Below are 22,497 nucleotides of genomic sequence, written 5' to 3'. Positions count from 1 at the left end.
CCGGTCCCGAAACTCCGGGAGCCGGCCGGCACGCTCCCCACCGTCGACGACCACCACGGATGCCTCTCAGGCGATGTTGCAGGTGATGTAAGACTGACGGGATGGACATTCATCGCAGGAACAACGTCAACGTCACCGGGCGTGTGGACGGACCGGTCGTCCTGCTGGCGCACGGGTTCGGCTGTGACCAGAACATGTGGCGCCTGGTCCTTCCCGCCCTCGCCGAGGACTTCCGCGTCGTGCTCTTCGACTACGTCGGCTCCGGCAACGCGGACCCGTCGGCCTGGAGCGAACAGCGCTACGGCTCGCTCGACGGCTACGCCCTGGACGTACTGGAGGTCTGCGAGGAGCTGGACCTGCGCGACGTGATCTTCGTCGGGCATTCGGTCAGTGCCATGGTCGGGGTGCTCGCGGCGGCGAAGGCGCCCCAGCGGTTCGCTCGCCTGGTGATGGTCGCCCCCTCACCCCGCTACATCGACGAGGACGGGTATCGGGGCGGGTTCGCCGCGGAGGACATCGACGAGCTGCTGGAGTCACTGGAGTCGAACTACCTCGGCTGGTCGGCGGCCATGGCGCCGGTGATCATGGGCAACGCGGACCGACCGGAGCTCGGTCACGAGCTGACGACCTCCTTCTGCGCAACCGACCCGGACATGGCCCGGGTCTTCGCCCGTACGACGTTCCTGTCCGACAGCCGCAAGGACCTCAAGGCGGTGACCGTGCCGACGCTGGTCCTGGAATGCAGGCAGGACGTGATCGCTCCCCGGGAAGTCGGCGCCTACGTCCACGCCGCGATCCCCGGCAGCCACCTGGTCACGCTGGATGCCACCGGGCACTGCCCGCAGCTGAGCGCCCCCGAGGCAACCGCCGGAGCGATCACCGAATTCATCAGAGCGGCCCGATGATGTGCCGCACCGACCAGGAGCCGGAACCGGACCCGGATCCGGACCTGGACACGACGGACGCGGCGTTCATCTCCCTGCTGGAGGACAGCGCGGAAGAACTGTACGACCAGGCGCCGTGCGGCTACCTCTCGACGCTGATGGACGGCACCATCGCCAAGATCAATGCCACCTTGCTGGACTGGCTGGGCCTGGAGCGCTCCCAGGTGGTGGGGCGGATGCGGTTCACCGATCTCCTCACGGTGGGCGGCAAGCTCTACCACGAGACCCATTTCGCCCCGACGCTGCAGATGCAGGGCGAGATCAACGGCGTCGCCCTGGAGATCAAGGCCGCCGGCAGGCAACGGATGCCGGTGCTGGTCACCTCACGGGTGAAGACCAGCAACGACGGCGAGCCGATGCTGATCCGCACCACCGTCTTCGACGCCCGCGACCGACGCGCCTACGAGACCGAACTGCTGCGCAGCCGCCAGCTGGCCGAAGAAGCACGCCGCCAGGCGGAGGCCGACCGCAAACGGCTCCAAGAGGCCCTCGCGGTCCTCCAGCAGAGCCTGCTGCCGGCCGCGCTGCCCGCCGTGCCGGGGCTGGAAGCCGCCTCGTACTACCACACCGCCTCCCCTGACCTGCTCGGCGGAGACTTCTACGACCTGTTCCCCGTCGGAGCGGACCGGTGGGCGTTCTTCCTCGGCGACGTGTGCGGAAAGGGCCCCCAGGCCGCCGCGGTCACCTCCCTGACCCGCTACACCCTCAGAGCGGCAGCCCTCCACGACCCCGATCCCGTCAACGTGCTGAGGACCCTGAACACCGTCCTGTACGAGCACTACACCAGTGGCGACGCCCGCTACTGCACCGTCGTATTCGGTTTCCTGCTCCCAGACGGCGACCGTTTCCGCGTACACCTGGCTTCCGGCGGCCATCCCTCCGCGCTCATCCAGCGCGCGGACGGCACCGCCGACTACCTGCCCACCCCCGGCGGCATGCTCGTCGGTGTCCTGCCCGGTGCCCAGTTCACTACGGCGCACACCGAACTGCTGCCCGGCGACACCCTGCTCCTCTACACCGACGGCCTCACCGAGGCCCGCATCGGCCCCGACCGCATGCTCTACGGCGAGCACGCCCTGCACGACTTCGCCGGCGCCCAGCCTCCCGCCGGGCCCCAGGCCCTCGTCACCGCCCTGCGCGGACTCCTCGCGAGCTTCGGCGAGGGTCTCGACGACGACACCGCGCTGCTCGCCCTAGGCGTTCCCGCCGTGGCTGTCACCCTCCGTGCCGCCCCCGTGAGCGAAGATCTGACATGAGCCCACTGACGATCACCTCCCGAGACGCCGCCACCGGTCCCGTCCTGGGGATCACCGGTGACCTCGACTACGCGACCGCGTCCGGACTCTGCGAGGCCGTGGGCCGCCTCGCCCTGGCACCCGGCCAGTTGCTGGTCCTCGATCTGGCCGGTCTGGAATTCTGCGACTCCAGCGGCATCACCGCCTTGGTGGGCGCCCTCAACCTCGCCACCGAACAGGGCGCCGGCATCGCGCTCGCCGCGGTTCCCGCCAACACCAGCCGGATTCTGCGGATCGTCGGCCTGGACCGCGTCTTCACCATGCACCCCGACGCGGTGACGGCCACCAGCCTCGGCTGAGCAGGCCATCGGGGCTCGTCCGCTGCGTCCGCTGGAGCGGGTTCTGCGGCATACCCGAGGGTGTGGTGGGAAGGCGCCGGAGAGGGTGAGAGCTCAGAGGAGTCAGCCATGTCCACCGACGCCATTGTGATGCTCCGGGACGACCACAAGACGATACGGAAGCTGATCCATGCCTACCGTGCCGGCGGTGAACAGGCGGTGAGCAGCGCGGGGGACGAGGTCGAGGAGACAGTCGTGCGGGGCGAGATCGTGAGAGAGCTGCTGCACGAACTGACCGTCCACACGTTCGTCGAGGACGAGGTGATGTACCCGCAGGTGCGCCGGCTCGTGCCGGAGACCGAATCCCTGGTGCTGGAATTCCATGAGGAACACCATGTGGCGGACGTACTGGCTGCCGAGCTGGAGGGGATGCGGTACGACCACGAGGCGTTCGATGCCAAGGCCCGGGTCCTGATGGCCGCCGTGGAGCGGCACATGGACGTCGAGGAGAAGGAGTGGTTCCCCCAGGTGCGCGAGGCGCTCGGCCGCAAAGCGCTCCAGTCCATCGGCGCGCGCATGGCCGAAGTCCGGGAACACGCTCCCCAGCGCCCGCACAAGCCTCTGCTGCGCAAGCTCGCCGACGCCATGTCCGCCTAGGACTGCGGTCGTGCTCCCGCGGGGGTGAATCTCCCCTGGGCCTACTCCACGACTGTGATCGTCGCCTTGTCCGCCGGCACGTCGGATGGACCGTCCGCCCTTTCCATCCCGACACGGATGTACTTGGCCCGCGTGGCCCAGACCCCCAGATCGGAGGTGTCGGCGCGGTAGCTTTGCCAGGTCCTGCCCCGCTCCTCCTCCCGAGGCATCCAGGTATCCGGTCGGGTCGTCCACACGGTGACGCTGGTGACCCAGAGGAGAACCTGGTGGAACGGGTTGCCGGGATCGGCGGTCTCGCTCGGGGCCCGGAACGAGGCGAGCCGGCTCAGGTCGAGGGAGGCGAGCGAGTATGCGATCGCGTCCTCGCCCTCGTCGCCCTTGTCGGGTCGCATCCTGACAACGGTCCCCGCGTAATGCGGCGCGTCGTACAGCAATGCTTCGAGAGCGGGGCGGGAGCCGTGTGCCATTGCTTCCTCCTTCACCGGCTGGCCGCCACCGCCTGTTTGCAGCTCGCCGAAAGGGGCAGGCGCCATGACGGGCTCTTGCGGCATTTCGGCGTACGTGGCTTCTCCGAGCCTCACGTGATCGCCACCATTTTCATCGTCATTCTCTTGGTTGTCCATCGACCGGCAGCCGGCAGGAGACACTCGTGAAGGCCTTGAAACGACGTACACGCAGGTGGAAAAGGCGTCGGGCCCTCGCTCGCTGGACCCCTCGGTCCGTCCTCCACCGGATATTCGTCCGCATGACGGTGTGGGGCGCGCGTACGACCATGTGGGGCATGCGACTGGCGTTCCGACGCTTGTTGCGCGCCGCGTCGCCCTGGGTTTGAGACACGCTGCGCCGGCCTGTCTCCGTCTGTCGTGGGTAGAGGCAGGGATGAGTGCAGGGAAGGTGCGACATGAGCGCCAGCGAGAAGATCAAGGCCAAGGCGGAGCAAGTGGTCGGGAAGGCCGTCAGGAAGGCGGCGCACGCCCTGGGCAAGGAGACGACCGCGGCCAAGGGTGCTGCGCTGGAGGCCCGCGGCAAGGGCCGGGACGCGAAGGAGAAGGGCAAGGACGGTTTCAAGCTCTGACCCCACCCAAGCGCGGGGAACTCTCGCGTAGTCGGCAGGCCGTGACACGGGTGAAACCCTGTAGAAGGTGGTGTGGGGGAGCGGAAACTACAGCGACGCCCTCGCGAGCGATAAGGTATTACTCGCGAGGAGGATGCTGTCATGGGTGAAGCTACGACAACCCCCCGCGAGCGATATCGCCAACAAGTGCGCGCGGAGATCAAGGAAAGAGCCTGGGAGCAGATCGCCGCTGCGGGCGCGTCAGCGGTTTCCCTCAATGCGATCGCCAAGCACATGGGTCTGAGCGGGGCTGCGCTCTACCGGTATTTCACGAACCGCGACGAATTGGTCACGGAACTCGTTCGGGACGCGTACCAGAGCCTGGCCGGCACGTTCCGGGCGGTTGCCGCCCGGGGCGAGGGCAACCTTTCCGGCCTGGCTCACGCGCTGCGCGAGTGGGCTCTCGCCGACCCGCAGCGCTACTTCCTCGTCTATGGCACACCTGTTCCCGGGTACCGCCGTCCCGCTGACGTCACCGTCATCGCATCGGAGATCATGGGGATCGTGCTCGAGGCTTGCACCCCTCAGCCCGGGGATGGTCGCGCGACACCGTTCGAGGCGACCGTGGAGGCCCGGCCGAAAGAAGAGGCCGGGCAGCCTCTTGCGGCGCCGGACGCCCTGCACACGGCCGTCTTCTTCTGGTCCCGGCTGCATGGCGTCCTTTCCATGGAGCTGGGCGGCCATTTCACCGGCATGGGGTTCGACCCTGCCCTGCTCTTTCAGACAGAGCTGGAGCTACTGCTGACGCGCGGACCGTGAGGCTGGCGGGTGCGGTGCCGCCCAGACTGCACAGCCCCCCGCCTTGAGGTTTGAAATGCGGCAGGCGGGCAGACAGATGTGCAGACTGCATGCGCGAGAAGAGGCACGCCATGGGCATCATCGGCTGGATTCTGATGGGACTGCTCGCCGGCATGATCGCGAGGTTCCTGATGCCGGGCAAGGACCCCGGCGGCTGCATCGTCACGCCACTCATCGGCATCGCCGGCGGAGTTCTGGGCGGATGGCTGGGGAAGATCATTTTCGGGGTGGAGTCCATCGACGGATTCTTCGAGATCTCCACCTGGATCGCCGCCATTGTCGGCTCGCTCATCATCCTGGGCATCTGGCGCCTCGTGGTCCGCGCCAGGGACTGAACCTGCCGCTGGACATCGGGCGGTGCGCCGTGTGCGGGCTGCGGTTCCTTCAGTCTCGGGGCAGGAGGGGACCGAGCGGGCCGAGGTCGAGATTGAGGTCTTCCAGTGCGTAGCCGTGCTGGGCACACAGCTCGGCGAGGCTGTCGTGCAGGGCAAGGAGGGTCGCTCCGAGCTCCTCTTCCTGTTCGTCGGTGAGGTCACCGGCGTCCACGCGGCGCAGGGCTTGCCGTTCGATGAGCTGGCGCAGGAGCTCGACGAGGGTGAGGACGAGTTTGAGGAGGTCTTCGCCGACCCTGTCGGGGTCGGTGTGGAGACGACGTGCGGGTCGAGGCGGCGCGTCCTGGGCGTCGGGGGGTGCCTCGATCAGGCGGAAGGCCTGGGACAGGCTGTCGCTGACGTCCTGGAGGGCGGCGGGACGCCGGGGCGGGGGGCGTTCAGGGTCCACTGCAGCTGCCTCCCCGTGCCCAGGTGGGGTCCGTCTCGGAGCTGACGGAGACGATGAGTGCGCGCAGTGAGATGCGGACGAGGTCGATGTCGGCGATGGACAGGACGATGTCTCCGGTGAGCACGACGCCGCCGCTGAGGAGCCGGTCGAGGAGATCGACGAGGGCGACCTGCCGGCCCGGCAGGGGCTCGCCGGGTTCGGTGAGGGTCATGGTGGCGGCTCGGGGGCGTCGTCAGGGCCTGCGGGGTCGGTCGGCGGCATGGCGAAGGAGTAGGGGGCCCAGGGGCCGGTTACCTCGATGCGCAGGTCGGGGAAGTCGCGGGCGGCCTCGGCGATGGCGCTTTGGAACCGGTCGGCTTGATCGTCGGGGACGAGGTAGGCGTCGTTGAGGATGTTCTCCTGCGGCCCTGTGAGGGCGCCCCGCTGGGGTGCATGGCGTACGCGACGGGTGGTGTGGCGGGCGGCGATGGCTTCGATGGCCTCGGCGGCCTGCTGGGCTTGCCGGTGGACGGCTTCGCGGGCGTGGTGCTGGGCCCTGCGGGCCCGGAGGTAGGCCTTGCCCGGGGTGGTGGAAGCGTGCTGCGTGGTGGGGGCATCGGCGGGTGGTGGTGGGCCGGCCGTGGGGTCGAGGTAGATCTTGACGCCGTACTCGGTGTGGGCGTGCAGCTGGTCCAGTCGCTCGGCGAAACCGTCGTGCTGGTCGGCGAGGGCTTGGCGGGCCCGCTGGTCGTCCTGGTAGACGGTGGCCATGCGCAGGGGCAGTACGGGCGCGTGGGCGGCCACGGACTGGACGACGTCGTGGTGGGTGCGGGCGACGTACTCCAGCCAGTGCAGGTCTTCGAAGTGTTCCTTCAGGGAGGTCTCGTTGAAGTCGCGTGCGGGGACGTCACCGGCCACGAAGGCGAGCGGGGTGGGCCCGCTGCCGGACGTGGCGGCGCTGGATGCGGAGGTGGCGGCGGGGGCCAGGAGCCGGGCGGGTTCCTGACCGATGCCGTGCAGGCCGGCCAGGGCCTCGCGCAGGCGGTCCGTGGGCCGGGTGACGGCGTACACGTAGGTGAGCGTCCCGGGGGTGTTCACGGTGTGCTCCCCCGCCTCCGGCCGGTCGGCCGGCTGTCCGCTTCTTCGCCGGGAGCGGCTTCGTCCGGGGACTGCGCCTGTCCGAGCTGGCCGCGGAGGGCCTCGAGTTCGGCACGCAGACGGCGGTTCTCCAGCTCCATGGGGCTGCCGGTGTGCCGGGAGGACAGGGAGGGGTCGTGCTCCCACCAGTCGATGCCCATCTCCTTGGCCTTGTCCACGGAGGCCACCAGGATGCGGAGTTTGATGGTCAACAGCTCGATGTCGAGGAGGTTGATGCGGATGTCGCCGGCGATGACGATGCCCTTGTCCAGAACGCGCTCAAGGATGTCGGCCAGGCTGGAGGAGCTCTGGCCGTAGGGCATCGGGGCGCGGGAGGAATAGGCTCCGGGGCGCCCGGGGCCGGGCAGGGATTCGGTCACGGCGGCCACCTCTCGGGCTCAGGACTGGCGGTAGCGGAATTCCGTGATCTCCGTCAGCCGGTCGAGCAGCTCGTCCTCCTGGAGGTCGAAGGTCTCCTGGTCGATCTCGCCGCGCTGTAGTTGCTGTTCCAGCTCGGCGAGGCTCCGCCAGATCGGGGCGGGGTCGTAGTACTCCTCCTCGGCCTTGTCGACCACGCGCTGGGCGACCCACGTGACGGCGCGCACCGGCGCCAGGGGCAAGGTCAGCAGGTAGCTCATCAGGCCCATGGGATCTGCCTCCCTTCCCGTCCGGTGGATGGTTGGGTCATACGAAGCTGTAGGGCGGCAGCGGGCCGGAGAACCGCAGGTCGACGCTGCCATCGATGTCGCGGGCGATGTCGGCTTCCGCGGCTCGCAGGTTGTCCTTGTGTTCGTCGGGGACGAGCAGTGAGAGGTTGAGGAAGTCGCTACCGGAGGACGGGTGCAGGAGGTGTTCGCGGGAGAGCGGGATCAGCGCCTCGCTCAGGCTCGCCGCCAGGTCTTCCTGGCGTGCCTGAACCTCGCGGGCAACCATCTCGCCCAGGGCGATCGGGAGGCCGGGGTCCCGGTCTCCGCCGCGGATACGGTCGTTGAGGTCTCTCGCCTCGGGCAGGTCCTCGAGGACCTGCTTCAGCAGCGGTGCCTCATCGGCCTGTGAAGCGCGGACGTGGTACTCGGCGCAGTCCTGCAGGCGCCCGAGCGCGGCGAGGTAGCCCTCCGCGTTGGACTGGAGCGCTTCGCTCACGGCGACGTCGTCTGCGGCGACGTAGCCGAACTGCAGGGGCAGTACGGTGCCGTCGGCCATCAGACGTTCCTGGACCTCTTGGTGGGCGGTGAGGTCGCGGCGTTTGGGCCTGATCTCCTGGTTGACGTCGCTGACCACGGCCTTCAGGGGGCCGGCGGAAATCGTGCGCAGCGCAGAGGGATCGGCGCCGACACCGTGTGCGCCGTCCAGGCGGCAGGGGTGGTCCTCCGCGGTGATCGAGTACACGTAGAGCGGCATCGGTTACTCCTTCTCCCGCCGTACGGGGCGCCGGGCGGCGGGCCGACGCCTCTTGGGCGCCTCTTCCTCCACCTCGTCCTCGTCGTCGTCCGGCTCACGGGATGTGGAGGATTTGCCGGTGAGGGAGCCGGTGACCGCCTCGACGGCGCCGGTGAGTGCTCCTTTGGACTTCCCGCGGGCTCCGCCTTCCATCACCTTCCCCATGACGTCGGGGAGCTGGGCCGGTGCTTTGCGGCCCGCCTCGAGGTCGAGGCGGTTGCAGGCCTCGGCGAAGCGGAGGTAGGTGTCGACGCTGGCCACGACGATCCGGGCGTCGATTTTGATCAGCTCGATGCCCACCAGGGAGACGCGGACGAAGACGTCGATGACCAGCCCGCGGTCGAGAATCAGTTCCAGGACGTCGTAAAGGCTGCTCGTGCCGCCTCCCTGCCCGCGCGCGAGCGGGGCGGCGCCCTGCGGCACCATGGTCATGGCGCGTCCTTCCCCCGGCCGTCCCCTGTCAGGGCAGCCGGTCGATCATGCCGCGGCTGTAGCGGCGGGTGCGTTCGTAGGAGATCAGCTCGCCGTCTTCGTCCAGGTTGACGCGGTAGCTGGCCAGCACGCTGGTGCTGTCGGGAATGCGTTCCAGCTCCACCACCTCCACCTGCGCCTCCCAGCCTCCGTCCTCGGTCGGCTTCAGGGAAGCGACGGACTCCGGGGTGCGCCCCAGGAGTTCGGAGAGCTGCCCGGCTGCCGCCCGCATCGCCGCCGCCGCGCCAGGCGCACCGGTACGGCGCCGGGGCGGGGTGCGCCTGGGCGGGTTCCTGTCCTGCTCTTCGCCTTCGCCGGCGGCGTGCGAGGGGGCCCGCCGGGGGCGTGCAGGTTCCGCTGCGGCCATATACCACTCCCTTGGGGAGAAGGCCTCACAGAAACTAGAATGTCACTACATTCAGGTATACGTCCTGTAGGGCAGGGAAGGTTTTTCCGGGGACGCCCCCGACAGGACTCCTCCCGGCGAGACAGCGGGTGCCACGCCATCCGCTGCCCGCGGTCGACGTCACAACTCCGTATGCGCCCTGGTAGGGGATGATCATGGAGGACACCAGCAAGATCGCGCTCGCAGCCGCTTTGGCTGGCGGATACGTACTCGGACGGACCAAGAAGGGGCGCCTGGCCTTCAGCGTGGCGACCTACCTCGCCGGCCGTCGGTTCGGGCTCGACCCCGGACAACTCCTCAAAGAGGGCGCCTCCCGGATCAAGGAGATGCCCCAGTTCGCGGAAATCGGCGAACAGCTGCGCGGCGAGGCCATGGACGCGGGCCGCCAGGCACTGACCAGCGCAGCCAACCGCAAGCTGGCCGACTTCGCCGACAGCCTCCACGAGCGGACCCTCGAACTCACCCGAGGCGACCGCGGCCGCAAGGACGAGGACGAGGGCGAGGAGCCGTACGAGGACGAGGAATACGAAGACGAGGAGTACGAGGAAGAGGGCGAGGACGAGGGCGAGGACGAGGACGGGCAGGAAGGCTACGCCCCGCAGTACGAAGACGATGAGGAGCCGTCCGCGGCGGATGAGGAAGAGGAGGCCGAAGAGGAGGAGGCCGAGGAGGAGGAGCCCGAAGAGGAGGAAGCCGAAGAGGAGGAGCAGGAGGAGCCCGAAGAGGAGGAGGTGGAGCCGGAGGAAGAGGAAGAGGAAGAGCCTGCGCCGCCACCGCGCCGGACCCGCACCTCGGTTCGCGCCCGGCCCGGCAAGCGCGCTGCCCCCGAGCGGCAGCCCAGAAAGCGCCCCACCCCCGCCAGAAAGGCCGCACCCGCCAAGAAGGCCGCACCCGCCAAAAAGGCTGCCCCGGCCAAGAAGGCGGCCCCCGCGAAGAAGGCGGCTCCGGCGCAGAAAGCGACCCGCGCGAAGAAGGCAGCCCCGGCGAAGAAGGCAGCCCCGGCCAAGAAAGCAGCCCCGGCGAAGAAGGCGGCCCCGGCGAAGAGGGCTGCAGCGAAGAAGACCGCGAGCGGCAGGCCCGCAGCGAAGGCCGCGCCCGCACGGAAGAGCTCCGCCGCTCGCACCGCGCCCGGCAGGGCCACCGCGAAGAAGAGCAGCAGCCCGCCGCGCAAGAGGGCCGCCGCAGGCCAGAGCCAGGCCCGCAAGAGCGCTCCCGCGAAGGCCCCGGCCAAAAAGGCCACGGGGCGCAGCCCCGCCGGCAAGACGGCTGCCAAGAAGACCGCAGCCCGCAAGTCGTCCACGCGGAGGTAGGTCATGGCAACCTCAGACCGCACCAGCTCATCCAAGGCCTCCGGACTGGACCAGCTGCTGAACGAGCTGTCCGGGTTCCTCTCGGCTCAGGCCGATCAGCTCGCGGACAAGGCGACCGACAAGCTCTCCGACCTCACCGACCAGCTCCAGGACGTCGCCGACAACAAGGGCAGCCTCTCCGACATCGCCGGCATCGGGGGCCGGATGATGCAGGGCGACTCCCCCCTGAAAGCCTTCGCGGGCCAGAAACTCGGCAACCTCAAGGACAAGGTCACCGACACCATCTCCAATGCCTTCGGCGGTGGTAAGGGACGCGGACGCAAGAGCGGCGGCAAGGTCGTCAACATCGTCGAGGCCCTCGACGTGGGCCTGCCCCTGCGTACCGTCTACGACCACTGGACGCAGTACGAGGAATTCAGCGGATTCGCCAAGGGCGTTCGCGACGTCTCCCGCGACGACGAGACGAACAGCGACTGGAAGGTCAAGGTCGGGCCCTCCACCCGGAGCTGGAAAGCCACCGTCCAGGAACAGGTGCCCGACGATCGCATCGTGTGGACCTCGCAGGGCGCCAAGGGCACGACCCGTGGATGCGTCACCTTCCACGAGCTCGCCCCGTCCCTGACCCGCATCGTCATCGTCGTCGAGTACTACCCCTCCGGCCTCTTCGAGAAGACCGGCAACCTCTGGCGCGCCCAGGGCCGGCGCTTGCGCCTGGACCTGAAGCACTTCCTGCGCCACACGATGCTCTCCACCGAAGAGCCGGAAGGCTGGCGCGGCGAGATCCGCGACGGCGAAGTGGTCCGGAGCCACGAGGAGGCGATGGAGCAGGAACAGGCCGAACAGGACGAGGAGGGGTACGAGGGCGAGGGCGAGGGCGAGGGCGACGAAGAGTACGCGGACGGGGACGAACAGTACGCGGACGAAGAAGACGGTGAGCAGGGGGAGGAAGAAGGCGAAGAGGAGGGCGAGCAGGGAGAGGAAGAGGGCGAAGACGAGGACACCGAGTACGCAGACGAGGAAGAGCCCGAATCGGAACCGGAAGAAGAAGCGGAACCGGAAGACGACGAGGAGTACGAGGCCGCCCCGCCTCGGCGCCGCCGCTCGCGAGCGTGAGGTCGTAGCCCGCGCGAAGGGGCACGTACGTGAGGGCCGGCGGTTCACCGCCGGCCCTCATCCCCGCAACCCCGGCCCAGACCCCTCGGCTCAACCCTTCAGCTTGCCCTTGGTCTTCTGCACCGTCTGCTTGGCGCCGGCCAGGGTCTGCTCTCCCTTGCCCTTCGCCTCCAGACCTTCGTTCCCCACGGCCTTGCCCGTGGTCTCCTTCACCTTGCCCTTGGTCGCCTTCGCCATGTTCTTGGCCTTCTTGCCTGCACCCATCCCTCTCACCTCCACGCCGCCCGGCGCGTGGCCGGATCAGCTTGCTTCGCCCCTACCCCGCAAGCGAATACATACGCTGATAGAGGGCAAACCGCATGACACGGAAAGTAAGTGCGGATATCGGGACAGCTGGTGCCGGGAAGCCGGTACCCCTGCCTCGATCTCCCGGTAGGCGGCGGAGATGAATTGTGGTGCTGATGACGACAGGCGCCGTAGGGGCGCCGTGCTGGCTGAGCCTCATGGCCCGCGACTTGCACGCAGCGCAGGAGTTCTACGGAGCCGTCCTGGGCTGGACCTTCCGCCCGACGCGCCTGGGGCGCGGATTCACCGTCGCCGAGCTGGGCGGTGTGCCGGTCGCGGGGATCGGCACGGTGGCCGGTGGCTTCGCGGTCCCCGTCGCCTGGACGGCCTACTTCGCCGTGGACGACGCGGACGCGGCAGTGGCGCGGATCCGCGAATTCGGCGGCACCGTCGGCATCGGACCGGTCACCTTCCCGCCAGGGGGCCGGGCGGCCTTGGCCACCGATCTGGAAGGCGCGTCCTTCGGCGTGTGGGAGGGCCGCGTCCTGTCCGACTGGCACGTGGGCGACGGCACGGCCCCCGCATGGCTCGAGCTGCAGACCAGGAACGCCTTCGACGCCGCCCTCTTCTACGGCCGGGTGCTCGAATGGGCCGACGAGAACGCCGACGGCAGCGAGGTGTCCTACGAGCAGGACCAGGTGGTACTGCGCCACGACGGCCAGGCTGTCGCACGACTGAACAGCGGCCCTGTCGAAAGCGGCTCTCCCCGGCCCCAGCTGCGGCCCCGCTGGAACGTCCACTTCAAGGTCCCCGACCTGGAGACGGCCCGGGCCGCGGTTCTCGAGAACGGAGGGAGCATCGCCGCCGGCGACCCGGCGCAGCACGAGACACAGCAGCTCTCTGCCCTGGATCCGGACGGGGGGTTGTTCACCCTGGACCAGGCAGCCGATCCCACCCGGCCATCGTGAGTACGAGGAGCGGCCGAGGGGAGCTCGGAGTGCTCACCCCTGGAAACGGCGGTGCGGTGCGCCCGCCCCCACCACAGGCCCGTTCGGGACACTTCCGCCGGCTCACACGCGACGGTTCCACGGCTCGGGGTCCACGCGTGAGCGCCGCCCGCTTCCGGGCGCGTGATCAAGCCGCGGCGGGGTAGCCGCAGGAGGTGATCACGGTCGGCGTCGAAGAAGAGTACTTGCTGGTGGACCCGGTGACGGGACTGCCGACACCCCGGGTGGAGGACGTGAGCCGCACGGCTGGGCTCGGCTCGCTCGCCGACCGGGGAGAGGTCCAGGACGAGCTGCTCCAAGCGCAGATCGAGGTGGCCACCCCCGTGTGCTCGAGCCTGGACGAGGTGGGAGGCCACTTGCTGCGCCTGCGCCATGCGGTGGCCTCCGCCGCGGAGTCCAACGGCTGCCGCATCGCCGCCACGGGTGCGGCCCCGGTCCACGGGCCCCGGCCGGTACCGGTGACCCCGACCCAGCGCTACCTGCGGATGGAGGGTGCGGCCCGGCGGCTGGTCGACGAGCACCTGATCTGCGGGATGCACGTCCACGTGGCGGTCCCCGATCCCGGCACGGGGGTCGCGGTGCTGAACCGGATCCGCGGCTGGCTGCCGACCCTGCTGGCCATGTCCGGCAACTCGCCGCTCTGGGAGGGCCGGGACACGGGCTTCGCGAGTTGGCGCACCATCGTCTTCGGACGCTGGCCGGTCAGCGGCCCGCCGCCCGTCTTCGACGGCTTCGCCGACTACGAGCGGCGCCTGGAGGCCCTGGTGGGGTCCGGGATGATCGCGGACCGCCATCAGGCGTACTGGCAGGCCCGGCTCTCCGACCGCTATCCCACCATCGAGGTGCGCTGCCTGGACGTCCAGCTCCGGGCGGACGACGCCGTCATGCTCGCCGGCATCGTACGGGCGCTGGTCGCCACGGCGATCACGGAGGAGAAGGCGGGCGCACCCCTGGCCGTGGGCGATCCGGAGCTCGTGCAAGCCGGAAACTGGCACGCGGCCCGGTACGGACTGAACAGGACCCTGTTGGACCCGTACGGCCACCCGCACAGCAGCGGTGACGTGCTCTGTGAGCTGCTGCGCCACATCACCCCGGCCCTGGACGATGCGGGCGACCTCCGGGAGGTCAGTGGCCTCATCCACCGGCTCCTGCAGGAAGGCACCCCCGCTGACCGCCAGCGCCGCGCCCTGGCCGAAGGCGGACTGCCCGGACTGCTATCGCTGCTCACCGGTGCGACGCCTACGAACTGATGCCCGGAGCACGCCGTGATGCCCGGGGCACGCGCTCGGCTCTGCGGGGACATCGAAGGGGACATCCGACCCGCTGTGCCCACGCGGTGGTGTGAAGGAGTCCGGCGGGGTAGGCGCACCGGTATGGACACCTACGGAGTGCGACACACGGACGGCGAGGACTTGCTGGCGGGGCTGAGTGTGGATGACCGCCGGCCGGAGCAGCCCGTACTGCTGGACGCGGACGGGTTCCCGATCCGTACCTGGCGGGAGAACTACCCCTACGACCGCAAGGTCCGGCGGCGTGAATACGAGCGGGCCAAGCGCGTCCTGCAGATCGAACTCCTGAAGCTCCAGCGCTGGGTGAAGGAGACGGGAGCCCGGCTGGTGGTGATCTGCGAGGGGCGGGACGCGGCCGGGAAGGGCGGCACGATCCAGCGGTTCACCGAACGCCTCAACCCGCGTGGTGCCCGGATCGTCGCCCTGGACAAGCCGACCGGGCGGGAGGCCGGCCAGTGGTACTTCCAGCGGTACATCGCCCATCTGCCGACCGCCGGCGAGATCGTCTTCTTCGACCGCTCCTGGTACAACCGAGCCGGAGTCGAGCGCGTGATGGGCTTCTGCTCCCCGGCGGAGAACGAGCTGTTCCTGCGCCAGTGCCCCACTTTCGAGGCCATGCTGGTGGACGACGGGATCCTCCTGGTGAAGTTCTGGTTCTCCGTGTCCCGCGCCGAGCAGCGCACCAGGTTCGCGATCCGTCAGGTCGACCCGGTACGGCAGTGGAAGCTCTCGCCGACGGATATCGCCTCCCTCGGGCGGTGGGACGCCTACACGGCCGCCAAGGTCGACATGTTCCGGGCCACCGACACCGAGCACGCGCCCTGGACCGTCGTCAAGACCAACGACAAGCGGCGGGCCCGCTTGGAGGCGATCCGCAGCCTGCTGTGGCGCATCGACTACGACCGGAAGGACACCGAGGCCGTGGGGCAGCCCGACCCGCTGATCGTAGGAGCCGCCGACACCCTCCTGGAAGCCGGCGAGGAACCCACCGATCTCTCCCCCACCACGCTTGCAGGCCCCGCCCTGGGGCCCGGCCTGCACCCCCGCGGCCCGCACGAGACGCGGCCGCCCTCGACCGACGCGGATTCGTCCGGTGGCACGCCCCGGGGCGGGCAGAGCCCTCGATGACGGCACGGGGTACGCGTCCGCATGCCGGCCCGTGTCCCCGCCGCGTGCGGCGGGCCGGTCAGCGGTGGAGCGCCTTTTGTCGAGCTGCGGGGCGTACGCGCGCCCAGGTCCCGGGGAGCGCGCGCTCGCAGTCGGTGGCGGCGGCCCGCTCCTGACCGGCGAGCAGGCCCCAGGTGAAGCCGGGCTCGCCCGCGGCCTGCGCGGACACCGCCAGGCGCCTCAGCTCGTCGCAGGCCACGACACCGTCATGGTGGGCGCCGGCCAGTCCCTGGACGGCTTTGACGCGCTTGCCGAGGCGCTTGGCGGGCTTTCCCAGGGCAGGCCGGGAAGCCTCCGCGGCGTAGCGGAGCCTCTTGGCCGTCTTGCGGGCGTCGTGGATCGCGGCGCCGCGCTCGGGTCCGGGGGCGAGGTCCAGTGCGGGGCCCATCCGCCGGGCCAGTCGGCCGTAGTCCTTGCGGAGTGCTTTGACCATGACCTTCTCCGGTTTCCCGGCCGCCTTGGCGCGGAGCGGCGGGTCCTCCGTCAGGAGCCGCAGCGCGTCCAGCAGGCGCAGGTAGCGGCGCGAGGAAAGAGCCTCAAGGGTGCGTCGACGCCCTTCGGCCCCGTCCCGTGCGTCCCACAGCTCGAGTCGGGCGTTGACGGGGCCGAGGACCAGTTCGCCGGGAAGTTCGCGCACTGCGGCGGTGAACCTGTCCCGCAGTACCTCGTGGTCGCGCTCCACGCCCAGCTCCCCGGCGAGCCACTTCAGTTCCTGTCGGAGGGGGTCGGTGGCCTCGCGGGCGAGGACGGAGCGGTAGGTGCGCAGGCATCCGCGCAGACGCCGGATGCTGGTGCGCATCTGGTGCACGCCGTCCGGCAGTCCGCGACGGGCAGCGGGGTCGAGATCCCTGAGGGCGGCGGTCTGCTGGCGCAAGTAGGCCAGCACGTGGTCGCCGGCCGAGCCGGCGACCACCCCTGCGGCAGTCGCCCCGTCCGCCTCCGACCGCGGCCCTTCGGGGAACGTCATCGTCTCTTGCAGGGCGCGGATCATCTTGGACTGACTGCGCGACCGTTCCAGGCCGTGGTGCCGCAGCATCCTTTCGATGCCGTCCAGGAGGGCGTGGTCAACGCCGTCGGCGAGTTCCACCTCCCTCTCCGTCCATGCCGTGCGGGCACCGGCAGTGAGGAGCGCGTCAGCCGAGACGGCGTCCACGCTCAGCTCGGCGAGGACTTCTCCTCCTGCGTCGAGGAGGTGGTGCAGGCTGCGCGTGGTGCGGATCAGCATCACCGGGCGCAATGCCGCCCCGCGGGTGCGGGAGAGGACCAGATCACTCAGTTCCCCGGGAACGTCCTCCGATGACAGCGGGGCCCGGACTTCCTCCCGGCTGTCGCCCGTGAGCGGCAGTTTGAGGTGCCACCCGGCGTCCGTGCCGCCCGTCCGGCGCCTCAAGGTCGCCCCGGTACGGGCCAGTCGGAGGTCGTCGGTGTCGTAGTAGACGGCTTCCAACTCGTGCGTCCCGCGCCCCACGAGCGAGGCAGCCCGGTCGAGGCCGGTGAGGCTCGGCGGCCACGAACAATCGTCGGCCGCGGACTCGTAGGTGCGCTCTGTTTCGTGTGTCGAAACGGCCATACGGATCGCCTTGACAAAATCTGCGGTTTCAAACATCTGCTGCCGAGACCTGCACGGTGGAGGCATCCCACCGCGATCGCCCCACAAGGATGGCGGAACGACCTGGTCAGGGCATCCGAGCGAGCCGCCCCCCGGGGGCACGTACGTGTTTTCCGGCGGTCTCCATGGGGCAGGCGGGAAGCGCCGCGAAGACTTCTGGAAAACGGCTCCAAGCCGAGGGCATCCGGATGCTCGGAGAAGACCGAGCCCCGGCGACGCACGTAACGGTGAGGTGACGGACATGGTCAGTCCAGCAGGCTTCACACCGGGGACCGCGGTGATCACCGGTTCGGATTCCGGAATCGGCCGGGCCGTGGCCGTCCGGTTCGCCCGGTCGGGCATCGACGTGGGCATCACCTGGCACGCGGACGAACGAGGGGCGCGCGACACCGCCGAGGAGGTCCGGGCCTACGGGCGCCGCGCGGTGCTTTCCCGCCTCGACCTCACCGCGCTGCCGGATGCCGCCGACGTCATCGACGAGCTCGCGGACGAGCTGGGGGGCCTGGACGTCCTCGTCAACAACGCGGGTACCGGAACGGCGACACCTTTCGTCGACCTGTCCCTGGACACCGTGCGGGAGGTGCTGGACGTCGATCTCGTCGGGCCCTTGCTCTGCGGGCAGCGCGCTGCCCGCCGCATGATCCGGCAGGGCCGGGGCGGCCGGATCGTCAACATCACCTCCGTCCACGAGCACCAGCCCCGGGTGGGCGCGGGCCCGTACTGCGCGGCCAAGGCCGGACTGGGGCTCCTGACACAGGTGATGGCCCTGGAACTCGCCGAATACGGAATCACGGTGAACGCCGTCGCCCCGGGCGAGATCGCCACCCCCATGACCGGTCAGGAGGACGCGGACGTCCACGCCGTGAGCAGGCCCGGCGTGCCCCTCGGCCGTCCGGGGGACGCCCGTGAGGTCGCCGAGGTCGTCGCCTTCCTCGCCGGACCCGAAGCCTCCTACGTGACCGGCGCGTCATGGGCGGTGGACGGCGGCATGCTCCGCATGGGGCCCATGGCCGGATCCCACATGGACCACGACCGGTGGCGCAGGCCATAGCCGGTGGCGGGGGCCGTGAGCACCTGGCCCCGCCTCATGCAGCCGTGCCGTGCCACACGGCTGTGGATCCGGAGGAGGGACGGGTCCCCGACTGAGGCCGTCGCCCATGGGTAGGCGCTCGATAGCCCCGGCTCGTCACGGGCGTCCGGTACACGGGATCCGCCGGGCCGGGGCCGGCACAGAATCGAGGTGGCAGAGCCATGACCGAATTCCCACAGCCGGACCCCCCGCGCGGCAACACCGGCCAGGGCTCGGAGGGCGGCGTACCACCCGGGGAGACACCCCCCGGGGAATCGAGCACCGGTTCCGGGGCGGGTCCGTACCGGCCCCTCACGCGCGGCTGGGGAAAGGGACCGCTCGTACTGATCTGCCTGCTGTCTGTCGTGGTAGCGCTGTTCTTCCTCGCCTACGCCATCACGCTGGACCTGTGAACCGAGGGTGTGACCCGCGTGGGCGCGGGCAGGCGCGGGCACGGACCGGGCGGAGGAAGGGCGCTCATGGAAAGGGAACGGGTCCCGGCCTCATCGACGGGGCCCCGTTCATGCGGAGCGCCGTGGTGCCGCTGCCTTGGCCACGGTCCCTGAGCCACTGCCTGCAGCAAGCCGCCGCCCCACCCGACCGAGCCGGAAGGAGTCCGCGATGACTTCCCCCGAGCAGGCCCACCTCACCGATCCGCCGGGGCTGCACCCCCGTCCGCCGTTTCCCGAGCAGGACCGGGACCATCCCGGTTCGACCGAGGCGATGACTCCCCGCCCCGACCACGGTGAGGACACCTACCGGGGCCACGACCTGCTGCACGGCCGCAGAGCACTGGTCACCGGAGGGGACTCCGGGATAGGCCGGGCCGTCTGTCTGGCCTGATGAGGCTCTGCGCCGCATCGCCTTCCTCCTCGAATGGCGCGGAGCATCGCCGTACCGGGTGAGGGCCTTCCACACGGCGGCCGACGCCGTCCGCTACCTGCCTCCGGGGCCGGTGGACGCCGCACGGGCCGCAGAACTGCAGGGGGTGGGGCCGGTCGCCGCCGAGGTGATCGCCCAGGCGTCGGCGGGAGCGGTACCGGGCTATCTCGCCCGCCTGCAGGCCGAAGCCGAACCGGAGGCCCGGGCCGGCTGGGACCTCGCGGCCGCGAGCACCGGGGACTGCCATCTGCACTCCGATTGGTCGGACGGCGACAGCCCGCTCGAGGACATGGCCGACGCGGCCCGCGCCCTCGGCCACCGGTGGGCCGTTCTGACCGATCACTCACCGAGGCTGACGATCGCCCACGGCCTGAGCACCGAGCGGCTCGAGAGCCAGCTGGAGGCCGTGGCCGCCGTGAACTCCGGCATGGGGCCAGATTTTCGGCTGCTCACCGGCATCGAGTGCGACATCCTCGAAGACGGCTCCCTCGACCAGGACGAAGACCTGCTCGGTCGGCTCGACATCGTCGTGGCATCCGTGCACTCCAAGCTCCGCTCGGAACCCGAACCGATGACCGCCCGCCTGGTGGCCGCGGTGAGCAACCCGCACGTCGACGTGCTGGGCCACTGCACAGGACGGATCGTCACCGGCCGGGGGCGGCCGCAGTCCCGCTTCGACGCCGCAGCCGTCTTCGCGGCGTGCGCGCGGGCCGGTACAGCGGTGGAGATCAACTGCCGGCCGGAGCGGCGCGACCCGCCGGACGACCTGCTCGTGCAGGCCGCCGCGGCGGGCTGCCGCTTCACCGTCGATACCGACGCCCACGCCCCCGAACAGCTGCACTGGCAGAGCACGGGCTACGCGCGCGCGGCCCGAATCGGCCTGGGAAGGGACCGGCTGATCACGACCTGGCCGCTCCGGCGCCTGCTGGGCAGCAGAAGCCCCCGCCCGTGAACGGCCCGCCTCCCTCATCGCCGCATCGGCCCGGCGGCAGGGTGGCGTCCCCCTCCATGCGGGTGAGTCACCCCGGTCGGCCGGGCGCCTGGGGGTCCGGCGGGGAAACCGATCGGATGGGGCCAGAGCGGCCCGATCCCCAACGCGCATGGAGGCGACATGGGACACGGTGGGAATGTGATCGACGAGCTGAAGGCCGACCATCGGGAGGTGAAGGAGATGTTCGGCCGTCTCCGGGCCATGACCGGCACCGGGCAGGAGCTCCGCGATCTCATCGACGAGGTCACCATCGAGCTGGTCCGCCACTCCGTCGCCGAGGAGCAGTACCTCTACCCGGCCGTGCGCAAGCACGTCGAGGGCGGCGACCGGATGGCGGACAAGGAAATCGAGGACCACAGCCGCGTGGAGAAGATCCTGAAGCAGCTGGAGAAGACGGGCACCGACGACGCGAAGATCAGCCCGCTGCTGCAGCAGCTCATGGACGAGGTCACTGCCCACGTCCAGGACGAGGAGAGCAACCTCTTCCCGATGCTGCAGCGAGCCTGCACCGCGCAGCAGCTGGACGACCTCGGTGACAAGATCCGCCGAGCCAAGGCCATGGCGCCCACCCGCCCGCACCCCGCCGCACCGAGCAGCCCCACGGCCAGCAAGCTCCTCGCGCCGGGCGCCGGCCTGGTGGACCGGGCACGCGACTTCGTGACCGGCCGCGGCAAGTCCTGACCCCCCGCCCAGGGCGGTGGGCCCGTACTCACGCGTCCGGTCCCGCCGCCCTGGTCGCACGGTGACGTGCGTCATGCCGCACACCCGTCGCTTCCGGCTACCCTCATCGTCCACGAGCGGAGCGGCGCAGCTTCGCGCCGCAGCTCGCGGACCCGGCACGGGCCAGGGCGAGCACGCTCCAGAGGAAGCCGCCGTGACCGCCGATCTCACACCCGTCATAGCCGCCGGCACCCGCTGGCTGCTGACCGCCTTCCCGCCGGCCCCGGGCGCGCTCGGCCGAGCCCTGGCCGAGGCCCAGGCCCACCAGGCCGTCACGCTTGCCGCCGCACTGCGGTACCCGACACCGCTCGACGCCCAGCTCCTGCACCTCCTCGGTCCGGGCGGAAGCGGCCGGCTGGACTGGATGACCGGCGCCGATCACGGCGACGCCGACGCCGATGCCGGCTGGCGCACCTGGGTGGACGAAACCATCGTCAGCTGGGCCGCCTGCTTCCTCGCGGCGCCCGCCCTCGCCGTGGACGCCCACCACCTCGTCGATCGCGGCGAGGCAGGAGAGGTCACCCGCCTCACCCGCCCCGGCGCCCACGAACACGATGCCGCTCCCTTGATGCGTCACCCCGACCTGCTCGAACCGGTCGCCGCTCTGCACCGGGAACTGCTGCTGGACCTGCTGGACAACGAGAACGCAGCTCTGGGCTAGGGCCGGCCCGACCGGAGTCACGTCGCCCCGAACGCCGCGTACTCGGCACCGGACCAGCACGGGATCCGTTCGGTGAGTCCCGGGCGCGGCGCGCACAGGTCGAGGACCTCGCCGCCGGTCAGGGCGGCCCGACCGCGGAGCCGCCGCGCGCCCGGCGCGGCCCAGGTGGCCCCGCCCGGTCGGGGGATACCTCAACTTTATTGATTCCAAGGATGGTTGACGGACGCACGCATACGATCAACGGCATGACACCAGTGATCGCCCCGTTGCCGGGCGGTACGCCCGCGCAGCTCGGAGGTCACCGGATCCTGGGGGTGCTCGGGGCCGGCGGCATGGGGACGGTCTACCTCGCCCGCCGCCGGGGGCGTCCGGTCGCCCTCAAGACCATCCGGCCCGAACTCTTCCGCGACGCGGACCTGCGCGAGCGGTTCGCCCGCGAGGCCGCCGCTGCGGCGGCGGTCCGCAGCCCCTTCGTCGCCAACGTGCTCGACTCCTCGACGACCTCCGAGCAAGTGCCGTGGATAGCAGCTGAGTTCGTCCCCGGCGCGACCCTCGCCGCCGCCGTACTGCGGCACGGACCCCTGCCCGCGCCTGCCGTGCACTTCCTCGCCGGGGCGCTCGGCCGGGCCCTGACGGCCCTGGGCGCGGCCGGGGTCGTGCACCGCGACCTGAAGCCGTCGAACGTCATCCTCGGCGCCGACCGCCCCCGCGTCGTCGACTTCGGCATCGCCCGGGTGACCGGCGACGCCACCTTGACCGCGACCGGGCAGCGCCCCGGAACGCCCGGCTACATGTCGCCCGAACAGGTGATCAAGGGTCCCCTCGGACCGCCGAGCGACGTCTTCTGCCTCGGCGCACTGCTCGTCTTCGCGCTGACCGGCCGGCACGCCTTCTACGACGGAGACCCGGTCCGCTCGGACTTCCGCATCGCCTACGAGGCCGCCGACCTCACCGACATCCCGGCCGAGCTGGCGCCGGTGATCCGCGGCTGCCTCGAAAAGCAGCCGGAAGACCGGCCCGCCGCCGCGGAGGTGGCCGCGGAACTCGACCCGCAGGGCGCCGCCCTGCGCGCCGCCACCCGCCGGCTGCCGCCCG

29 protein-coding genes and 1 pseudogene are annotated in these 22,497 nt (G+C 70.4%); 19 read left to right on the top strand and 11 right to left on the bottom strand.

Going from position 1 to position 22,497, the window contains the following annotated elements; translation table 11 throughout:
* Nucleotides 1-101 precede the first annotated feature (101 nt).
* The 4 genes from ABZY57_RS21835 to ABZY57_RS21820 all read left to right on the top strand — a co-directional run bounded on the left by ABZY57_RS21835 (nucleotide 102) and on the right by ABZY57_RS21820 (nucleotide 3,174).
* Entirely contained in the window at nucleotides 102-905 is an 804-nt protein-coding gene (locus tag ABZY57_RS21835) for an alpha/beta hydrolase (RefSeq protein ID WP_356514336.1), read from the top strand.
* A complete protein-coding gene (locus ABZY57_RS21830; RefSeq protein WP_356514373.1) occupies nucleotides 905-2,200 on the top strand; it encodes a SpoIIE family protein phosphatase in 1,296 nt (431 codons plus the stop codon). Before ABZY57_RS21835 ends, ABZY57_RS21830 begins: the two co-directional genes overlap by 1 nt.
* Nucleotides 2,197-2,538 carry an STAS domain-containing protein gene (locus ABZY57_RS21825; protein ID WP_356514334.1) on the top strand — a complete coding sequence of 114 codons (342 nt, stop codon included), beginning with the start codon at nucleotides 2,197-2,199 and terminating at the stop codon, nucleotides 2,536-2,538. The genes ABZY57_RS21830 and ABZY57_RS21825 overlap by 4 nt, the downstream gene beginning before the upstream one ends.
* Nucleotides 2,539-2,646: 108 nt before the next feature.
* Nucleotides 2,647-3,174, top strand: a complete 528-nt coding sequence (locus ABZY57_RS21820) for a hemerythrin domain-containing protein (protein ID WP_356514332.1) — start codon at nucleotides 2,647-2,649, stop codon at nucleotides 3,172-3,174.
* Nucleotides 3,175-3,215: 41 nt separating this feature from the next.
* Here ABZY57_RS21820 and ABZY57_RS21815 read toward each other — a convergent pair whose 3' ends face one another.
* Nucleotides 3,216-3,797: a hypothetical protein gene (locus ABZY57_RS21815; protein WP_356514330.1), complete on the bottom strand. Its 582-nt coding sequence runs from the start codon at nucleotides 3,795-3,797 to the stop codon at nucleotides 3,216-3,218.
* A 278-nt stretch (nucleotides 3,798-4,075) separates the two neighbouring features.
* Between ABZY57_RS21815 and ABZY57_RS21810 the strand changes: the two genes are divergently transcribed.
* The 3 genes from ABZY57_RS21810 (at nucleotide 4,076) to ABZY57_RS21800 (ending at nucleotide 5,421) form a co-directional block, all read left to right on the top strand.
* Nucleotides 4,076-4,249 (top strand): hypothetical protein, encoded by a 174-nt coding sequence (locus ABZY57_RS21810; RefSeq protein WP_356514328.1) that lies wholly within the window; start codon nucleotides 4,076-4,078, stop codon nucleotides 4,247-4,249.
* Nucleotides 4,250-4,390: 141 nt separating this feature from the next.
* A complete protein-coding gene (locus tag ABZY57_RS21805; protein ID WP_356514326.1) occupies nucleotides 4,391-5,047 on the top strand; it encodes a TetR/AcrR family transcriptional regulator in 657 nt (218 codons plus the stop codon).
* Between the two features lie 110 nt (nucleotides 5,048-5,157).
* Nucleotides 5,158-5,421 carry a GlsB/YeaQ/YmgE family stress response membrane protein gene (locus ABZY57_RS21800; RefSeq protein ID WP_356514371.1) on the top strand — a complete coding sequence of 88 codons (264 nt, stop codon included), beginning with the start codon at nucleotides 5,158-5,160 and terminating at the stop codon, nucleotides 5,419-5,421.
* A 49-nt stretch (nucleotides 5,422-5,470) separates the two neighbouring features.
* Here ABZY57_RS21800 and ABZY57_RS21795 read toward each other — a convergent pair whose 3' ends face one another.
* From ABZY57_RS21795 to ABZY57_RS21760, 8 genes are all read right to left on the bottom strand, one after another.
* Nucleotides 5,471-5,866: a gas vesicle protein K gene (locus ABZY57_RS21795; protein ID WP_356514324.1), complete on the bottom strand. Its 396-nt coding sequence runs from the start codon at nucleotides 5,864-5,866 to the stop codon at nucleotides 5,471-5,473.
* Nucleotides 5,856-6,077, bottom strand: coding sequence for a gas vesicle protein (locus ABZY57_RS21790; RefSeq protein WP_356514322.1), 222 nt, complete (start codon nucleotides 6,075-6,077; stop codon nucleotides 5,856-5,858). The genes ABZY57_RS21795 and ABZY57_RS21790 overlap by 11 nt, the downstream gene beginning before the upstream one ends.
* Nucleotides 6,074-6,943, bottom strand: coding sequence for a GvpL/GvpF family gas vesicle protein (locus tag ABZY57_RS21785; RefSeq protein WP_356514320.1), 870 nt, complete (start codon nucleotides 6,941-6,943; stop codon nucleotides 6,074-6,076). The genes ABZY57_RS21790 and ABZY57_RS21785 overlap by 4 nt, the downstream gene beginning before the upstream one ends.
* Nucleotides 6,940-7,305: a gas vesicle protein gene (locus ABZY57_RS21780; protein ID WP_356514369.1), complete on the bottom strand. Its 366-nt coding sequence runs from the start codon at nucleotides 7,303-7,305 to the stop codon at nucleotides 6,940-6,942. Before ABZY57_RS21780 ends, ABZY57_RS21785 begins: the two co-directional genes overlap by 4 nt.
* A 75-nt stretch (nucleotides 7,306-7,380) precedes the next feature.
* The gene (locus ABZY57_RS21775) at nucleotides 7,381-7,629 is read right to left on the bottom strand and encodes a gas vesicle protein GvpG (protein WP_356514318.1); all 249 of its coding nucleotides are present in this window, start codon (nucleotides 7,627-7,629) and stop codon (nucleotides 7,381-7,383) included.
* A 37-nt stretch (nucleotides 7,630-7,666) separates the two neighbouring features.
* Nucleotides 7,667-8,383, bottom strand: coding sequence for a GvpL/GvpF family gas vesicle protein (locus ABZY57_RS21770; protein WP_356514316.1), 717 nt, complete (start codon nucleotides 8,381-8,383; stop codon nucleotides 7,667-7,669).
* Nucleotides 8,384-8,386: 3 nt separating this feature from the next.
* Nucleotides 8,387-8,854 carry a gas vesicle structural protein GvpA gene (locus ABZY57_RS21765; protein ID WP_356514314.1) on the bottom strand — a complete coding sequence of 156 codons (468 nt, stop codon included), beginning with the start codon at nucleotides 8,852-8,854 and terminating at the stop codon, nucleotides 8,387-8,389.
* Between the two features lie 28 nt (nucleotides 8,855-8,882).
* Complete coding sequence (locus ABZY57_RS21760; RefSeq protein ID WP_356514312.1) at nucleotides 8,883-9,260, bottom strand: gas vesicle protein; 378 nt, start codon at nucleotides 9,258-9,260, stop codon at nucleotides 8,883-8,885.
* 194 nt (nucleotides 9,261-9,454) lie between these two features.
* On the opposite strand from ABZY57_RS21760, the gene ABZY57_RS21755 reads away from it, so the two are divergent.
* Entirely contained in the window at nucleotides 9,455-10,609 is a 1,155-nt protein-coding gene (locus ABZY57_RS21755) for a histone protein (protein WP_356514310.1), read from the top strand.
* Between the two features lie 3 nt (nucleotides 10,610-10,612).
* Nucleotides 10,613-11,722, top strand: coding sequence for an SRPBCC family protein (locus tag ABZY57_RS21750; RefSeq protein WP_356514308.1), 1,110 nt, complete (start codon nucleotides 10,613-10,615; stop codon nucleotides 11,720-11,722).
* 90 nt (nucleotides 11,723-11,812) lie between these two features.
* Here the strand turns inward: ABZY57_RS21750 and ABZY57_RS21745 are convergent, their stop codons facing one another.
* Nucleotides 11,813-11,986 (bottom strand): CsbD family protein, encoded by a 174-nt coding sequence (locus ABZY57_RS21745; RefSeq protein ID WP_356514306.1) that lies wholly within the window; start codon nucleotides 11,984-11,986, stop codon nucleotides 11,813-11,815.
* 197 nt (nucleotides 11,987-12,183) lie between these two features.
* Between ABZY57_RS21745 and ABZY57_RS21740 the strand changes: the two genes are divergently transcribed.
* The 3 genes from ABZY57_RS21740 (at nucleotide 12,184) to ppk2 (ending at nucleotide 15,431) form a co-directional block, all read left to right on the top strand.
* Nucleotides 12,184-12,975 carry a VOC family protein gene (locus ABZY57_RS21740; protein ID WP_356514304.1) on the top strand — a complete coding sequence of 264 codons (792 nt, stop codon included), beginning with the start codon at nucleotides 12,184-12,186 and terminating at the stop codon, nucleotides 12,973-12,975.
* Nucleotides 12,976-13,169: 194 nt separating this feature from the next.
* Nucleotides 13,170-14,264, top strand: coding sequence for a glutamate--cysteine ligase (locus ABZY57_RS21735; RefSeq protein WP_356514302.1), 1,095 nt, complete (start codon nucleotides 13,170-13,172; stop codon nucleotides 14,262-14,264).
* A 123-nt stretch (nucleotides 14,265-14,387) separates the two neighbouring features.
* A complete protein-coding gene (gene ppk2 / locus ABZY57_RS21730) occupies nucleotides 14,388-15,431 on the top strand; it encodes a polyphosphate kinase 2 (RefSeq protein WP_356514300.1) in 1,044 nt (347 codons plus the stop codon).
* A 58-nt stretch (nucleotides 15,432-15,489) separates the two neighbouring features.
* Here ppk2 and ABZY57_RS21725 read toward each other — a convergent pair whose 3' ends face one another.
* Nucleotides 15,490-17,040, bottom strand: coding sequence for a CYTH and CHAD domain-containing protein (locus ABZY57_RS21725; RefSeq protein ID WP_356514298.1), 1,551 nt, complete (start codon nucleotides 17,038-17,040; stop codon nucleotides 15,490-15,492).
* A gap of 280 nt (nucleotides 17,041-17,320) precedes the next feature.
* Between ABZY57_RS21725 and ABZY57_RS21720 the strand changes: the two genes are divergently transcribed.
* The 7 genes and pseudogenes from ABZY57_RS21720 to ABZY57_RS21690 form a co-directional block, all read left to right on the top strand.
* A complete protein-coding gene (locus ABZY57_RS21720) occupies nucleotides 17,321-18,130 on the top strand; it encodes an SDR family oxidoreductase (protein ID WP_356514296.1) in 810 nt (269 codons plus the stop codon).
* Nucleotides 18,131-18,330: 200 nt separating this feature from the next.
* Nucleotides 18,331-18,561 carry a DUF6480 family protein gene (locus ABZY57_RS21715; protein ID WP_356514294.1) on the top strand — a complete coding sequence of 77 codons (231 nt, stop codon included), beginning with the start codon at nucleotides 18,331-18,333 and terminating at the stop codon, nucleotides 18,559-18,561.
* A gap of 208 nt (nucleotides 18,562-18,769) precedes the next feature.
* Nucleotides 18,770-18,988 (top strand): annotated as a pseudogene (locus ABZY57_RS21710) (NAD(P)-dependent dehydrogenase); the annotation flags it as partial.
* A 10-nt stretch (nucleotides 18,989-18,998) separates the two neighbouring features.
* Nucleotides 18,999-19,982, top strand: coding sequence for a PHP domain-containing protein (locus ABZY57_RS21705; RefSeq protein WP_356514367.1), 984 nt, complete (start codon nucleotides 18,999-19,001; stop codon nucleotides 19,980-19,982).
* A gap of 159 nt (nucleotides 19,983-20,141) precedes the next feature.
* Entirely contained in the window at nucleotides 20,142-20,702 is a 561-nt protein-coding gene (locus ABZY57_RS21700) for a hemerythrin domain-containing protein (protein WP_356514292.1), read from the top strand.
* A gap of 193 nt (nucleotides 20,703-20,895) precedes the next feature.
* Nucleotides 20,896-21,402: a hypothetical protein gene (locus ABZY57_RS21695; protein ID WP_356514290.1), complete on the top strand. Its 507-nt coding sequence runs from the start codon at nucleotides 20,896-20,898 to the stop codon at nucleotides 21,400-21,402.
* A 245-nt stretch (nucleotides 21,403-21,647) separates the two neighbouring features.
* Nucleotides 21,648-22,497 (top strand): serine/threonine-protein kinase (locus ABZY57_RS21690; protein WP_356514288.1); only part of this gene is annotated, 850 nt, incomplete at its 3' end.

The organism is Streptomyces sp. NPDC006450, assembly GCF_040612195.1.
GTDB lineage: Bacteria > Actinomycetota > Actinomycetes > Streptomycetales > Streptomycetaceae > Streptomyces.
This window is presented reverse-complemented; position numbering and strand designations above follow the sequence as displayed.